Origin of the sequence: Cronobacter sp. HA18006, from assembly GCF_011605445.1 — a bacterium.
GTDB classification, from domain to species: Bacteria; Pseudomonadota; Gammaproteobacteria; order Enterobacterales; family Enterobacteriaceae; genus Cronobacter; species Cronobacter sakazakii.
Window position 1 is genome coordinate 401,523 of the sequence record NZ_JAANQB010000020.1, and the last position, 14,268, is coordinate 415,790.

The window sequence follows — 14,268 nt, forward strand, 5'->3', positions numbered from 1 at the left end:
AATCAGTATATGGGGATGTTTCCCGGACATTCAACGGCACGGAAGCAGGAAAAATAAATGGGGGAATATTTCCCCCATTTATTGTTAACTGATTGTCGGAACGGGCGAATTATTCGCCGGATGCCTGCTGGGCTTCCGGCTTGCCGTAAATCAGCAGCGGCTCGCTCTGGCCGGCAATCACCGACTCGTCGATGACCACTTTTTCCACTTCTTCCATGGACGGCAGATCGTACATGGTCTCAAGCAGCGCCGCTTCTACGATAGAGCGCAGGCCACGCGCGCCGGTTTTACGGGACATCGCTTTCTTCGCGATGGCTTCCAGCGCTTCGTCGCGGAACTCAAGCTCCACGCCTTCCAGATTGAACAGCGCCTGATACTGCTTGGTCAGGGCGTTTTTCGGCTCTTTCAGGATCTGGATCAGCGCGTCTTCGCTCAGCTCGTTCAGGGTGGCCACCACCGGCAGACGACCGATGAATTCCGGGATCAGACCAAACTTGATAAGATCTTCCGGCTCCACCTGAGAGAGCAGTTCGCCTTCGGTCGCTTTCTGCGATTTGCCTTTGACCGTCGCGCCAAAACCAATGCCGGAGCCGGTTTCTACGCGGTTCGCGATAACTTTATCGAGGCCCGCGAACGCGCCGCCGCAGATAAAGAGGATCTTGGAGGTATCCACCTGCAAGAACTCCTGCTGCGGATGCTTGCGACCGCCCTGCGGCGGTACGGCAGCCACGGTGCCTTCGATAAGCTTCAGCAGCGCCTGCTGAACGCCTTCGCCGGAAACGTCACGCGTGATAGACGGGTTATCGGATTTCCGGGAGATTTTATCAATCTCATCGATATACACGATGCCGCGCTGCGCTTTCTGCACGTCGTAGTCGCACTTCTGGAGCAGTTTCTGAATGATGTTTTCCACGTCCTCGCCCACGTAACCGGCTTCGGTCAGCGTGGTGGCGTCAGCCATGGTGAACGGCACATCCAGCAGGCGCGCCAGCGTTTCGGCGAGCAGCGTTTTACCGCTACCGGTCGGGCCAATCAGCAGAATGTTACTTTTGCCAAGCTCAACGCCGTTAGACGTGTCGCCATTGCGCAGACGTTTGTAGTGGTTATAGACCGCAACCGCCAGCACCTTTTTGGCCTTTTCCTGACCGATAACGTAATCGTCAAGATGGCTACGAATTTCATGTGGCGTCGGCAGAGCGCTGCGTTCACGGTGCGGAGCCACTTCTTTAATCTCTTCGCGAATAATGTCGTTACACAGATCGACACACTCGTCGCAGATATACACGGACGGCCCGGCAATCAGCTTGCGCACTTCATGCTGGCTTTTGCCGCAAAAAGAGCAGTACAACAGTTTGCCTGAGCTGTCTTTGCGCTTATCTGTCATGAGTCAAAACCTCTTTTCTGTTCTTAGTGCCGCACGCGACAACGCCATGCCAATACCAGCGCCTGCCGCCAGGATACCGAGGACCACCTCTTAATGAGTATAGCGGCCCTCGCGTGGCGGGCGTCAGTTACGGTGGGTCATGATGGAGTCAACCAGACCATACTCTACTGCTTCACCTGCAGAGAGGAAACGGTCGCGCTCGGTGTCTCTCTCGATTTGTTCAAGAGGCTGGCCCGTATGTTGCGCCATCAGTTCGTTCATGCGTGCTTTCACTTTCAGGATTTCGCGGGCGTGGATTTCGATATCCGTCGCCTGCCCCTGGTAGCCGCCCAGCGGCTGGTGGATCATTACGCGCGAGTTGGGCAGGCAGAAACGTTTCCCTTTCGTGCCCGCGGTCAGCAGGAATGCGCCCATTGACGCCGCCTGGCCCATACAAATGGTGCTGACGTCCGGCTGAATAAACTGCATGGTGTCGTAGATAGACATCCCGGCGGTGATTACCCCACCCGGCGAGTTAATGTAAAGATAGATGTCTTTCTCTGGGTTTTCCGCTTCCAGAAACAGCATCTGCGCGACAATCAGGTTGGCCATCTGGTCTTCGACCTGGCCGGTCAGAAAAATGATACGTTCCTTGAGCAGACGGGAGAAAATATCGTAAGAACGCTCGCCGCGCGAGGTCTGTTCAACAACCATCGGCACCAGAGCCATATGGGGTGCAAATTGATCACGTTCGTCACTGTATGACATATCCGTCTCCTGGATAAATATTCTGAGTAACCTGCTGCACTGATTCTACTTGAGACCGTACAGGATGACTATGCTCCTGCCGGTAAACACCTTACGGACGGATTATCAGCCAGTCGTTCACTTTTTACTGTTTCATTAATGGGGATAATGATGCCCTGTTTCAAGCATAACAATCTTTTGCTGTTACGCTAACACCGAAACACGCCTGACCCGCCATTTTTGGGTAGGAAAAGTGACAAAAAAGCCCGTCACCCTGCGGTGACGGGCCCCATGTGCCTCGTCGTGAAACGATGAAAGGGCTTACGCCTGCTGGTTCATCAGTTCGTTGAAAGAGGTCGGTTTTTCGGTTACTTTGGCTTTCGCCAGTACCGCTTCAACCGCCTGCTCTTCCAGCGCCACGTTGCGCATGTTGTCCATCAGCTCGTTGTTCTTGCTGTAGAACTCGATTACTTCTGACGGATCTTCGTAAGCGGAAGCCATCTCTTCGATCAGCGCTTTCACGCGATCTTCGTCAGCTTTCAGCTCGTGGGTACGGATCACTTCACCCAGCAGCAGGCCAACAACAACGCGGCGTTTAGCCTGTTCTTCGAACAGTTCGCGCGGCAGTTCCAGAGCCTGTTTCTCGTTACCGCCGAAACGCTGTGCAGCCTGACGGCGCAGCACGTCGATTTCGCCGTCAATCAGCGCAGCCGGAACGTCGATGTTATTCGCGTTCACCAGACCTTCGATAGCCTGAGACTTGATGCGGTTACGCACGGCGCCTTTCAGTTCGCGCTCCATGTTTTTACGCACTTCAGCACGCAGACCAGCAACAGAACCATCTTCAACGCCGAAACGTTTGATGAACTCTTCGGTCAGTTCCGGCAGTTCGCGCTCTTCAACTTTCTTCAGGTTGATGACGAATTTCGCCGCTTTACCTTTCAGGTTTTCTGCGTGGTACTCTTCCGGGAAGGTCACGTCGATGGTGAACTCTTCGCCCGCTTTATGGCCTTTAATGCCTTCTTCAAAGCCCGGGATCATGCGGCCCTGGCCCATCGCCAGTACGAAGTCGGTCGCTTTGCCGCCTTCGAACTCTTCGCCGTCTACAGAACCGGTGAAGTCGATGGTCACACGGTCTTCTGCATCAGCAGCGCCGTCTTTGTCTTTCCAGGTCGCCTGCTGCTTGCGCAGGGTGTCCAGCATGGTGTCTACGTCAGCGTCGGTCACTTCAACAACCGGTTTTTCCACTTCGATAGATTCCAGGCCTTTCAGCTCAACTTCCGGGTACACTTCGAACTCTACCGCGTAGGTGAAGTCTTCGCCCAGTTTGTATTCGCCCGGAACGTAGTTCGGCGCGCCAGCCGGATTGATTTTTTCTTTGATGATGGCGTCAACGAAGTGACGGCTCATCAGATCGCCCAGCACATCCTGACGCACGGAAGCGCCATAACGCTGAGCAACAACATTCATCGGTACTTTGCCTTTGCGAAAGCCGTCGATACGCACTTTCTTTGCCACGTTGACCAGCTCGCTTTTTACAGCGTTCTCGATGCTGTCAGCAGCGATAGTAATCGTTACACGGCGCCCAAGGCCCTGAGTGGTTTCAACTGAAACTTGCATCTTGTTACCTCAAAAAATCACAGTGCTCGGTCAACTCTGGAAGCCCTATGGTATTCGCTTCGCAGAACCGGGACGTCTTCTTTAGCAGAAACACTATCCCTGTCGCCAGAATCGTCCCGAAGACATTCCGAAAAATAAGACGCAGCATTATAGCGGCATCCCCTTGGGGAGTCGAGAAAAGCCAGCCGAGGCATTGCGGCACTTTTCACACTTCCCGGCAAAATTACGACTGAAAAATGCACATACCGTGCAAAATTCAGGCAAAACAAAAACGGCCACGCAGGCCGTTTCGTTTTCTTACCGCTGGCGCAACATACTGGAAAAGCTCCCGACGTTGCAACTGTGATTGATCAGGCCAGCGTGCCGGCTCCCCGACAGGCCGGAGAAGGCAGGACCGTATCCTGTAGCCCTTCCCACTCTTTAAGCGTGTAAGTATGCAGCGCCAGCGCATGCACCGTCGAGGCCAGCTCTTCGCTAAGGATGCCGTAGATGAGGCGGTGACGATTCAGAAAACGCTCGCCTACAAAGCGATCGCTGACCAGCACGACTTTAAAATGGCTTTCAGAGCCTGCCGGTACGTTATGACGATAGCTTTCATCCACTACATCCAGAAAGACAGGCTCAAACGCTGCTTTCAGTTTTTCTTCGATCTGCTCGCGTATCATCATAAAACTCTCCTCGACCACGCTGCGATGGCAGCCATCACTTTAAAGGTTAGCCGCTTTTACCGTTTCCATTGTCAAAAAACAACACAATTTTAACTTTTGCAGCCGCTTCGCTTTATGGCAGGCTGTGCGCCCGGTCGCGCCGTTTTACGGGAATCTGTTACGGTGCGAAGCCAGGCGACGGTCATAAAAAAGACATTGCGTTATTTTCAGTCGACTGGCCTCTTCCCCTCGCGCATGGCGATGCTATGATGGCGGGAATTTTCTTCTTTATTGCCCATGGACCGTTGAGAGCCTGAACATGTTAAAAAAAGTACTCTTCCCGCTCGTCGCCCTCTTTATGCTGGCCGGATGTGCCACACCGCCGACGACGATTGAAGTCTCCCCGAAAATCACCCTGCCGCAGCAAGACCCGAGCCTGATGGGCGTGACCGTCAGCATCAACGGCGCTGACCAGCGTCAGGATCAGGCGCTCGCGAAAGTCACCCGCGACAACCAGCTGGTAACGCTGACCGCCTCTCGCGATCTGCGTTTCCTGCTCCAGGAAGTGCTGGAAAAACAGATGACCTCCCGCGGTTATATGATTGGCCCAAGCGGCGCGGTGGATCTGCAAATTATCGTCAACCAGCTCTATGCTGACGTCTCGCAGGGCAACGTGCGCTACAACATCGCTACCAAAGCGGATATCTCTATCATCGCCACCGCGAAGACCGGCAATAAGATGACCAAAAACTACCGCGCCAGCTATTCTGTTGAAGGCGCTTTCCAGGCGAGCAACAAAAACATCGCTGACGCCGTTAACTCCGTGCTGAGCGACACCATCGCCGATATGGCGCAGGACACCAGCATTCACGAGTTCATCAAACAGAACGCGCGTTAATCATCCTTGTTGTTAAAGGCCCGGTTCGCCGGGCCGCTTTTTTTACGGCCGCCCATGCACAGTTCTTACTTACGTCTTTTCCAGCAGCCGAAATCCGCCATTTTACTGATCCTCGGCTTCGCTTCTGGTCTCCCGCTGGCGCTCACCTCCGGCACGCTCCAGGCCTGGATGACGGTCGAGAATATCGATCTCAAAACCATCGGCTTTTTCTCCCTCGTCGGTCAGGCTTACGTCTTTAAATTTCTCTGGTCGCCGGTGATGGACCGCTATACGCCGCCGTTTCTTGGCAGACGCCGCGGCTGGCTGTTTATCACACAGCTGTTATTACTGATCGCCATCGCCGCGATGGGCTTTTTAGAGCCCTCAACGCATCTGCGCTGGATGGCGGCGCTGGCGGTGCTGATTGCGTTCTGCTCGGCATCGCAGGATATCGTGTTTGACGCCTGGAAAACGGACGTGCTGCCCGCAGACGAACGCGGAACGGGTGCTGCGATTAGCGTGCTGGGCTACCGGCTGGCGATGCTGGTGTCTGGCGGGCTTGCGCTCTGGATAGCGGACCGCTGGCTTGGCTGGCAGGCCACCTACTGGCTGATGGCTGCGCTGCTGATCCCCTGCATTATCGCCACCTGGCTTGCGCCCGAACCGGACGACGCGATCCCCGCGCCGCGCACGCTGGAGCAGGCGGTGGTCGCACCGCTGCGCGATTTCTTCGGGCGCAACAACGCCTGGCTTATCCTGCTGCTGATTGTGCTTTATAAACTTGGCGACGCGTTTGCCATGAGCCTCACCACCACCTTTTTAATTCGCGGCGTCGGCTTTGACGCCGGTCAGGTGGGGATGGTGAACAAGACGCTGGGGCTGCTCGCCACTATCATTGGCGCGCTTTTCGGCGGTGCGCTGATGCAGCGGCTCTCACTGTTTCGCGCGTTGATGATTTTCGGGATTTTGCAGGCGGTTTCAAACGCGGGTTACTGGCTGCTGTCGGTGACAGATAAACATCTGCTGAGCATGGCCGGTGCGGTCTTTTTTGAAAACCTGTGCGGTGGCATGGGCACCGCCGCGTTCGTGGCGCTGCTGATGACGCTCTGTAATAAGTCGTTCTCCGCCACACAGTTCGCCCTGCTCTCTGCGCTCTCGGCCGTGGGCCGCGTCTATGTCGGCCCGGTCGCGGGCTGGTTTGTGGAAGCCTACGGCTGGCCCGCGTTTTATCTTTTCTCGGTCGCGGCGGCCGTGCCGGGCCTTCTGCTTTTACAGCTGTGCAAGGGAACGCTGGAATATATGGGCGATACTGGCAAGTTCCTGCGCCGCCAGGCCTACCCGGCGGGCTACCGGTTTGCGCTGCGTCTGCTGCTGCTCGGCTGCGTGCTGGCAGGCGTCTGGCTGCTGATTATCATCAGCAATGCGCTCGGTCTGAGCGCGTTGACCTTCGGCGTCATGCTGCTTGAAGCGGGCATCGTGCTGGCGCTTGCCGGTATCGTGCTCGGCTGCCTGCTGGATTATCTGGCGCTGCGCAACAGTTCCGCGCGTTCAGAGCCCTAAGCGTAGCAACGTCATCATGTTGCTTATTATCGCGCTGTAGACTTTGCTGCCGAACGGAATCAACAGCAGGTTGATTATCCACGGAAGCTGACTGATAAGGTTTACAGGGAACCCTAACGGCCCGGAGATAATATCAATGGGCAAGCGCCACCAGACCCGCATCCGCGGCCTTAAACACACCACCAGCACCGCCACGATAATGACGACCACATACAGCAGCGGCGTGATTTCATGGTTTTTGTGGTAAAACCCGACGGTATATCGCGCAAGCTCTCCCACCGGAAGGGCAAGTAACGCGACGGATAACAGCACGTACCCGACACGAATGCCGATCCGCTGACGACTGCCTTCCGGATAGCGGTTCCAGAGATAAGGTATGCCGAACAGGTAAACCACCACTATCACGCCGACGATACCGACATCCACCGCCGTCACCTGCGGGTCGATTGCAAGGAAACCCAGCACGCTGCCCCAGAAGAGCACAGCCATAAAGATATAGAGTGACAGCGCCCAGCCAGGCGCAGATAAAAGCTCAACCATGACCGGATTCAGACGCTGCCACAGCCCCGGATGCTCGCTGCACATCGCGCGCGCGCGCTGGCGTGCCTCCTCCAGAAAACCGGGCCAGAAACGCCCCCACCAGGGCAGCGGCGCCTGCGGTTCGCTGATCAACCGCCAGCGGGCTTTCGACAACCAGTTCGCCTGATGCTGGCCGCGCTCCACCACCATCCGGTACTCTTCTTCCGTCGTGGCGATACGCGCTTCAAGCGCCCAAACCAGCACGTCAGGAAGCGCCGTGCTGCGGTAGTGATCAAGCTCCCAGCCCATGATTCTGCCCACATGCTCCAGCATGCCGCGCGTCAGCCACTGCTCCCGGGAGAGCGCATCGGCAAGCCGCTCGCTGAAATAACGGCGTGCCGCCAGCGCATCCGGCAGCCCGGTTGCGAGAAACGTCTCCAGTTGCTGACACCCCGCCATCTCGTCAGCCACAATCGAGGTGGCGAGCGCCTGCGCTTGTTCGTTAAGCGTTTGTGCATCCCAGTCAGCCAGCGTCACGGTTTCAGCCTGCGGCAGAGGCTCGTCCTGCGGCGTCAACAAAGTCTGCGGCGTAAAGCGGTAGGTAATGACGCTTTCATCATCACCCTCTTCATCCTCTTCTTCCTCGTCATACTCCTGATAGCGCTGCGCCGCCTCATAGGCTTCCCGCAACTGCTGATACTTTTGCGGATCCTGATCCGGGCGGTGTTGCTTAACGATTTTTGCCCACGCGCGGCGCAGCGCGCCTTTGTCTTTTGTTGGCTCAAGGCCAAGAAGCGTCCAGGCGTCCATTAGCGTAATCCGTCGTCAAATTGCGCGAGGATCTGCTCCAGCGCCTGGCGCGCGAGCGCGATCTCACGCAGATCCTGGCTCTCCAGCGCCTGCTCGAATTGCGCGCTGTAGTGATCGATAAGATGGCGTCTTTCGCCGAGCGTTTGCTCATAACGCAGGCTCGCCTGCGCCAGCAGTTGCCGGTTCTCCGTGCGGTCACGCGGGTGAATTTTCAGGGCGTCGAGCTGTGCCAGACGCTGTTTGATCTCTTCCGGACTAAGGCTGCCGGGGGCGCGCTCAATCACCAGCGACGCCGCGCTCTCCTGGCCGTCCACTTTGCACTCCACTTCCAGAATGCCGTCGAGGGTATAGGTAAAGCGCACGTCTACCGTTACCTCGCCCGCCGGGCGCGGGGGAATATCAAGCGTGAATTTATCGAGCAGAATATTTTCCGCGACGCGGCGCGCTTCGCCCTGAAACACGGCGATCTCAAGCTGGCGCTGGTTATCGTAAACGGTTGAAATCGAGCGGAACATGCTGACCGGCACAAAGCTGTTGCGCTCAATAATGGGGAGAAAATACCCGCTGTCATAGCGTTCGCCGTTGCGGCGCGCCGTTTCGATGCCAAGAGAGTACGGCATGACGTCGGTAAGCACGATGTCATCGAGCGCAGCGTCAAGACTGGCAAGCCCGGCCTGGATGCCCGCGCCGAGCGCGACGACTTCATCCGGGTTGAGTTCGGCGCGCGGGAAGCGGCCAAACATACGCGCGGCCAGCTGGCGCACCACCGGCATACGCGTGGCGCCGCCCACCAGAATCACATCGTCCAGATCGCTGATATCAAAGCGGGCGTCGCGCAGCGCCTGAATAACCGGCTGTTTGAGGCGCGCCAGCAGCGGCTGGCAGATCTCCGTTAAAGTCTCGTTGTCGAGCGTCCACGTCATCTCCTCGCCACCGGCGCTGAGCGTGGCGGTCGCCTGCGCCTGGTGCGTCAGTTGCCGCTTGAGGCTTTCCGCCGCGTCCACCAGTTGCGCCTCTGCCTGCGCACCGGACGGCTGGTAGTGCGGGTAACGCGAGAGCATCCACTGGCGGATGATGTCGGTAAAGTCATCGCCGCCAAGTCTGGCGTCGCCGCTACTGGCGCGCACTTCAATCACGCCTTCAAACATATCGACGATGGAAACGTCAAACGTGCCGCCGCCCAGATCGAAAACCAGAAACTTTTGCTCGCGGTTATCGGCAAGGCCGTAGGCGAGCGAGGCCGCCGTAGGTTCATTCACCAGCCGCTCAACCGTAAGCCCGGCCAGATGCCCGGCGGCTTTCACCGCTTTACGCTGGATATCGTTAAACCAGGCCGGCACGGTGATCACCGCGCGGGTAACTGGAGAGCCAAGCGCCACTTCCGCATCGGCTTTCAGCTTGCGAAGCACTAAGGCAGACAGCTCTTCGGCGCGAAAGCGGTGTTCGCCGAGCGCGAAGATTTTATCGGTGCCCATGTAGCGCTTGAAGCTCGCATGAGTGAGTGCCGGATGGCTCACCAGCCGCGCTTTCGCCGCCTCGCCCACAATCAAATGGCCGTCGTCATCCAGCCCGACCACCGACGGCGTGAGGACGCGCTTCTGACCATCGGCAATCAATGTGGCCTGCCCTTCATTAAACCAGGCCACCGCGCTGTTGGATGTCCCCAGATCGATGCCGACGAGCGGCGTTGCTGTTTCCATGTGTATCAATCCTTTACCCTGAATAATTGTTGTTTTTTTGTTGCTTTTATCGCCAGAAAAAAAGCACAACGAAGAAAGTGTTCCAATTTACTGGTCAATAAAATAGCATCTGATTTGCTTAGATATATTTATCGAAATTTGGTAGCAGAGACTTTAAATAATTTCGTTTATCATTCTGTGCGACATTATTTTTAACGATTCAGCACCGGGAATAATTATTTCCGCGCCGTTATTGTTTCTCATTTGAAACCGCCTTGTTAATTTATTGTATGTTATTTTCTCCCCGATATACTCAATTCCCGCCTTGACCTTACTTTACATAGGATTTTGTTATAACCCTTGCCATGTGGCTGTCATGGCTTACATTTTACATTTTGTTGCATTGGCTGTGACGGTTGCGACAGAACCCGGTTACACCCCGCAGACAGTGCGCCATTCGTGTTTACAGTAATGTAACCTTCCCGTAAAATGCCCGGCACACTTTAACCGCCACCAGATCCCCCTGAATTGAGGTCGTTAAATGAGACTCAGGAAATACAATAAAAGTTTGGGACTGCTGTCATTATTCGCAGGCACTGTTTTACTCAGTGGTTGCGATGCTGCGCTTCTCAACCCCAAAGGACAGATTGGACTGGAGCAACGTTCACTGATACTGACCGCCCTCGGGCTGATGTTGATTGTCGTGATTCCAGCCATCTTGATGGCTATTGGCTTCGCCTGGAAATATCGGGCAACCAATAAGGACGCAAAATACAGCCCCAACTGGTCACACTCCAATAAAGTTGAAGCTGTTGTCTGGACCATCCCGATCCTTATCATCATTTTCCTTGCAGTACTGACATGGAAAACCACGCACTCGCTCGAACCCAGCCGTCCGCTGGATCACGATGCGAAGCCGGTGACCATCGAAGTTATCGCAATGGACTGGAAGTGGTTCTTCATTTATCCGGAGCAGGGTATCGCAACGGTCAATGAAATCGCGTTCCCGGCGAACACGCCTGTGGAATTCAAAATCACCTCCAACTCGGTGATGAACTCCTTCTTTATTCCGCGCCTGGGTAGCCAGATCTACGCAATGGCAGGTATGCAGACCAAACTGCACCTGATTGCGAACGAAGCCGGCACCTACGACGGTATTTCTGCTAACTACAGTGGTGCAGGTTTCTCCGGCATGAAGTTCAAGGCAATCGCCACGCCGGATAACGAGACCTTCAACCAGTGGGTGGCCAAAGCGAAGCAGTCTGGCAAAACCATTAACGATATGGCGACCTACGACAAGCTGGCGGCCCCGAGCGAATACAACAAAGTCGAATACTTCTCCAGCGTAAAACCGGATTTGTTTAAAGATGTCATTAACAAATTCATGGGACCTGGGAAGAGCATGGATATGACTCAGTCTGAAGGGGAGCATAACGCCCACGAAGGCATGGAAGGCATGGACATGAATCACGCGGAAACCTCTCACTAAGGGGCCGAGGAATAATACGATGTTCGGAAAACTTACACTGGATGCAATCCCGTACCATGAGCCGATTATCATGGTTACGGTGGCTGCCATTATCGTCGGGGGTCTGGCGCTAGTTGCAGCTATCACTTACTTCGGTAAGTGGTCTTATCTGTGGAACGAGTGGCTCACGTCTGTGGACCACAAACGTCTGGGGGTAATGTATATCCTCGTGGCTATCGTGATGCTGGTTCGCGGCTTCGCGGACGCCATCATGATGCGTACCCAGCAATTGCTGGCGGCCTCCGGCGAAGCCGGGTTCCTGCCGCCGCATCACTACGATCAGATCTTTACCGCCCACGGCGTTATCATGATCTTCTTCGTGGCGATGCCGTTCGTTATCGGTCTGATGAACCTGGTGGTTCCGCTGCAGATCGGCGCGCGCGACGTGGCATTCCCCTTCCTGAACAACCTGAGCTTCTGGTTCACCGTTGTCGGGGTAATTCTTGTGAACGTCTCTCTGGGCGTGGGCGAATTTGCTCAGACCGGTTGGGTGGCTTATCCGCCGCTCTCGGGTATTGAGTACAGTCCGGGCGTTGGGGTGGACTACTGGATCTGGAGTCTCCAGCTCTCCGGTATTGGTACGACACTGACCGGTATCAACTTCTTCGTGACCATCCTGAAGATGCGTGCGCCGGGCATGACCATGTTCAAAATGCCGGTATTCACCTGGGCGTCGCTGTGTACTAACGTCCTGATTATCGTCTCCTTCCCGATCCTGACCGTCACTATTGCGTTGCTGACCCTGGACCGCTATCTGGGCACCCATTTCTTTACCAACGATATGGGTGGCAACATGATGATGTACGTGAACCTGATCTGGGCCTGGGGCCATCCGGAAGTGTACATCCTGGTTCTGCCGGTGTTTGGTGTGTTCTCTGAAATCACCTCCACCTTCTCGAAGAAACGTCTGTTTGGTTATACCTCCCTCGTTTGGGCGACCATCGCGATTACCGTGCTGTCGTTCATCGTGTGGCTGCACCACTTCTTCACCATGGGTAGTGGCGCGAACGTTAACGCCTTCTTTGGTATCACCACGATGATTATCGCCATCCCGACCGGGGTGAAGATCTTCAACTGGCTGTTTACCATGTATCAGGGCCGCATTCAGTTCCACTCCTCCATGCTGTGGACTATCGGCTTCATCATCACCTTCTCCATCGGTGGTATGACCGGCGTTCTGCTGGCGGTACCGGGCGCAGACTTCGTACTGCACAACAGCCTGTTCCTGATTGCGCACTTCCATAACGTCATCATCGGCGGCGTGGTATTTGGTTGCTTCGCAGGGATGAGCTACTGGTGGCCGAAAGCCTTTGGCTACAAGATGAACGAAACCTGGGGCATCCGTGCGTTCTGGTTCTGGATCATCGGCTTCTTCGTAACCTTTATGCCGCTGTACGCCATGGGCTTCATGGGTATGACGCGTCGTGTGAGCCAGAACATCGACCCGATGTTCCAGCCGCTGATGATTGTCGCGGAAATCGGTGCGCTGCTGATCGCGTGCGGTATCCTGTGCATCATCCTGCAGATCTACGTGAGTATCCGTGACCGTCACCTGAACCGTGACCTGACTGGCGACCCGTGGGGCGGCCGTACGCTGGAGTGGGCAACCTCTTCTCCGCCGCCGTTCTATAACTTCGCAGTAGTGCCTGAAATCCACGAGCGCGACGCGTTCTGGGAAATGAAAGACAAAGGTGAAGCTTACAAACAGCCGGCGCACTATGAAGAAATTCATATGCCGAAGAACAGCGCAGCAGGCATTTTCATTGGCGCGTTCAGCACCATCTTTGGCTTCGCGATGATCTGGCACATCTGGTGGCTGGCTATCGTGGGCTTCGCGGGTATCGTTATTACCTGGATTGCGAAGAGCTTCGATGAAGACGTGGATTACTACGTACCGGTAGCCACCGTTGAGAAACTGGAAAACCAGCACTTCGAAGAAATCACCAAAGCAGGGCTGAAAAATGTCAACTGAGAGCATTAATCACGAACTTGCCCATGGCAGCCATGAGCATGGGCACCACGATGCAGGAGCCAATAAGGTCTTTGGCTTCTGGATCTACCTGATGAGCGACTGCATTCTCTTTGCATGTCTGTTTGCCACCTATGCCGTTCTCGTGAACGGCACGGCGGGGGGCCCGACCGGGAAAGACATTTTCGAACTGCCGTTTGTGCTGGTTGAAACTTTCCTGCTGTTGTTCTCCTCCATCACGTATGGCATGGCGATGATCGCCATGAACAACAACAAACAGAGCCAGGTGATGTCCTGGCTCGCCCTGACCTTCCTGTTTGGCGCAGGGTTCGTGGCGATGGAAATCTATGAATTCCATCATCTGATCGCCGAAGGCTTCGGCCCGGATAAGAGCGGCTTCCTGTCCGCATTCTTTACCCTGGTCGGCACCCACGGTATCCACGTGACCTCTGGCCTTATCTGGATGGTGGTGATGATGATTCACGTCTCCCGCCGCGGTCTGACCCACAATAACCGCGCGCGCCTGATGTGCCTGAGCATGTTCTGGCACTTCCTGGATGTCGTGTGGATCTGTGTGTTCTCTGTAGTCTATCTGATGGGGGCGATGTAATGAGTCATTCAACCGATCACAACGGCGCCCACCACGGTGGCGTCAAGACGTACCTGATCGGGTTTATCCTGTCGGTCATTCTGACAGTAATCCCGTTCTGGATGGTCATGAACGGCTCCGCGTCTCACGGCACCCTGCTGGGTGTGGTCGTGGCAACCGCAGTCGTACAGATTCTGGTTCACCTGGTGTGCTTCCTGCACATGAACGCCTCCTCTGAGGAGCGCTGGAACCTGGTAGCCTTTGTCTTTACGTTGCTGATTATCGCGATAGTAGTGGTAGGCTCAATCTGGATTATGTGGAACCTGAATTACAACATGATGGTTCACTAAGAGCGGCGAG

At 55.5% G+C, this 14,268-nt stretch carries 12 protein-coding genes; 6 read left to right on the plus strand and 6 right to left on the minus strand.

The genetic code is table 11. The annotated features are described in order from the left end of the window. Nucleotides 1-109 precede the first annotated feature (109 nt). The 4 genes from clpX to bolA form a co-directional block, all read right to left on the minus strand. Nucleotides 110-1,384, minus strand: a complete 1,275-nt coding sequence (clpX, locus tag G9X48_RS10965; protein ID WP_004387729.1) for an ATP-dependent protease ATP-binding subunit ClpX — start codon at nt 1,382-1,384, stop codon at nt 110-112. A gap of 123 nt (nt 1,385-1,507) precedes the next feature. Further along, nucleotides 1,508-2,131, minus strand: coding sequence for an ATP-dependent Clp endopeptidase proteolytic subunit ClpP (gene clpP, locus G9X48_RS10970; RefSeq protein WP_004387730.1), 624 nt, complete (start codon nt 2,129-2,131; stop codon nt 1,508-1,510). A gap of 300 nt (nt 2,132-2,431) precedes the next feature. After that, nucleotides 2,432-3,730 (minus strand): trigger factor, encoded by a 1,299-nt coding sequence (tig, locus tag G9X48_RS10975; protein WP_004387731.1) that lies wholly within the window; start codon nt 3,728-3,730, stop codon nt 2,432-2,434. 350 nt (nt 3,731-4,080) lie between these two features. Beyond that, nucleotides 4,081-4,398: a transcriptional regulator BolA gene (gene bolA / locus G9X48_RS10980; protein ID WP_004387733.1), complete on the minus strand. Its 318-nt coding sequence runs from the start codon at nt 4,396-4,398 to the stop codon at nt 4,081-4,083. Between the two features lie 298 nt (nt 4,399-4,696). Here bolA and G9X48_RS10985 point away from each other — a divergent pair, with 298 nt between their 5' ends. Together G9X48_RS10985 and ampG are read left to right on the plus strand one after the other, a co-directional pair. Further along, a complete protein-coding gene (locus G9X48_RS10985; protein ID WP_004387734.1) occupies nt 4,697-5,275 on the plus strand; it encodes a lipoprotein in 579 nt (192 codons plus the stop codon). A gap of 54 nt (nt 5,276-5,329) precedes the next feature. Then, nucleotides 5,330-6,814 carry a muropeptide MFS transporter AmpG gene (gene ampG, locus G9X48_RS10990; protein ID WP_097641906.1) on the plus strand — a complete coding sequence of 495 codons (1,485 nt, stop codon included), beginning with the start codon at nt 5,330-5,332 and terminating at the stop codon, nt 6,812-6,814. On the opposite strand, the gene G9X48_RS10995 is transcribed toward ampG, so the two are convergent. Both G9X48_RS10995 and G9X48_RS11000 read right to left on the minus strand, forming a co-directional pair. After that, the gene (locus G9X48_RS10995; protein WP_097641905.1) at nt 6,803-8,143 is read right to left on the minus strand and encodes a J domain-containing protein; all 1,341 of its coding nucleotides are present in this window, start codon (nt 8,141-8,143) and stop codon (nt 6,803-6,805) included. The two genes, ampG and G9X48_RS10995, sit on opposite strands and share 12 nt — an antisense overlap. After that, nucleotides 8,143-9,843 carry a molecular chaperone HscC gene (locus G9X48_RS11000; RefSeq protein ID WP_097641904.1) on the minus strand — a complete coding sequence of 567 codons (1,701 nt, stop codon included), beginning with the start codon at nt 9,841-9,843 and terminating at the stop codon, nt 8,143-8,145. Before G9X48_RS11000 ends, G9X48_RS10995 begins: the two co-directional genes overlap by 1 nt. A 520-nt stretch (nt 9,844-10,363) precedes the next feature. Here G9X48_RS11000 and cyoA point away from each other — a divergent pair. Genes cyoA through G9X48_RS11020 form a run of 4 tightly spaced genes read left to right on the plus strand, consistent with a single transcriptional unit; the run spans nt 10,364 to nt 14,258 of the window. Then, nucleotides 10,364-11,311 (plus strand): cytochrome o ubiquinol oxidase subunit II, encoded by a 948-nt coding sequence (gene cyoA / locus G9X48_RS11005; protein WP_004387737.1) that lies wholly within the window; start codon nt 10,364-10,366, stop codon nt 11,309-11,311. A 19-nt stretch (nt 11,312-11,330) separates the two neighbouring features. Further along, complete coding sequence (gene cyoB / locus G9X48_RS11010) at nt 11,331-13,322, plus strand: cytochrome o ubiquinol oxidase subunit I (protein WP_004387738.1); 1,992 nt, start codon at nt 11,331-11,333, stop codon at nt 13,320-13,322. After that, complete coding sequence (locus G9X48_RS11015; protein WP_004387739.1) at nt 13,312-13,929, plus strand: cytochrome o ubiquinol oxidase subunit III; 618 nt, start codon at nt 13,312-13,314, stop codon at nt 13,927-13,929. The genes cyoB and G9X48_RS11015 overlap by 11 nt, the downstream gene beginning before the upstream one ends. Next, nucleotides 13,929-14,258, plus strand: a complete 330-nt coding sequence (locus G9X48_RS11020) for a cytochrome o ubiquinol oxidase subunit IV (RefSeq protein WP_004387740.1) — start codon at nt 13,929-13,931, stop codon at nt 14,256-14,258. Before G9X48_RS11015 ends, G9X48_RS11020 begins: the two co-directional genes overlap by 1 nt. The last annotated feature ends 10 nt before the right edge of the window (nt 14,259-14,268 follow it).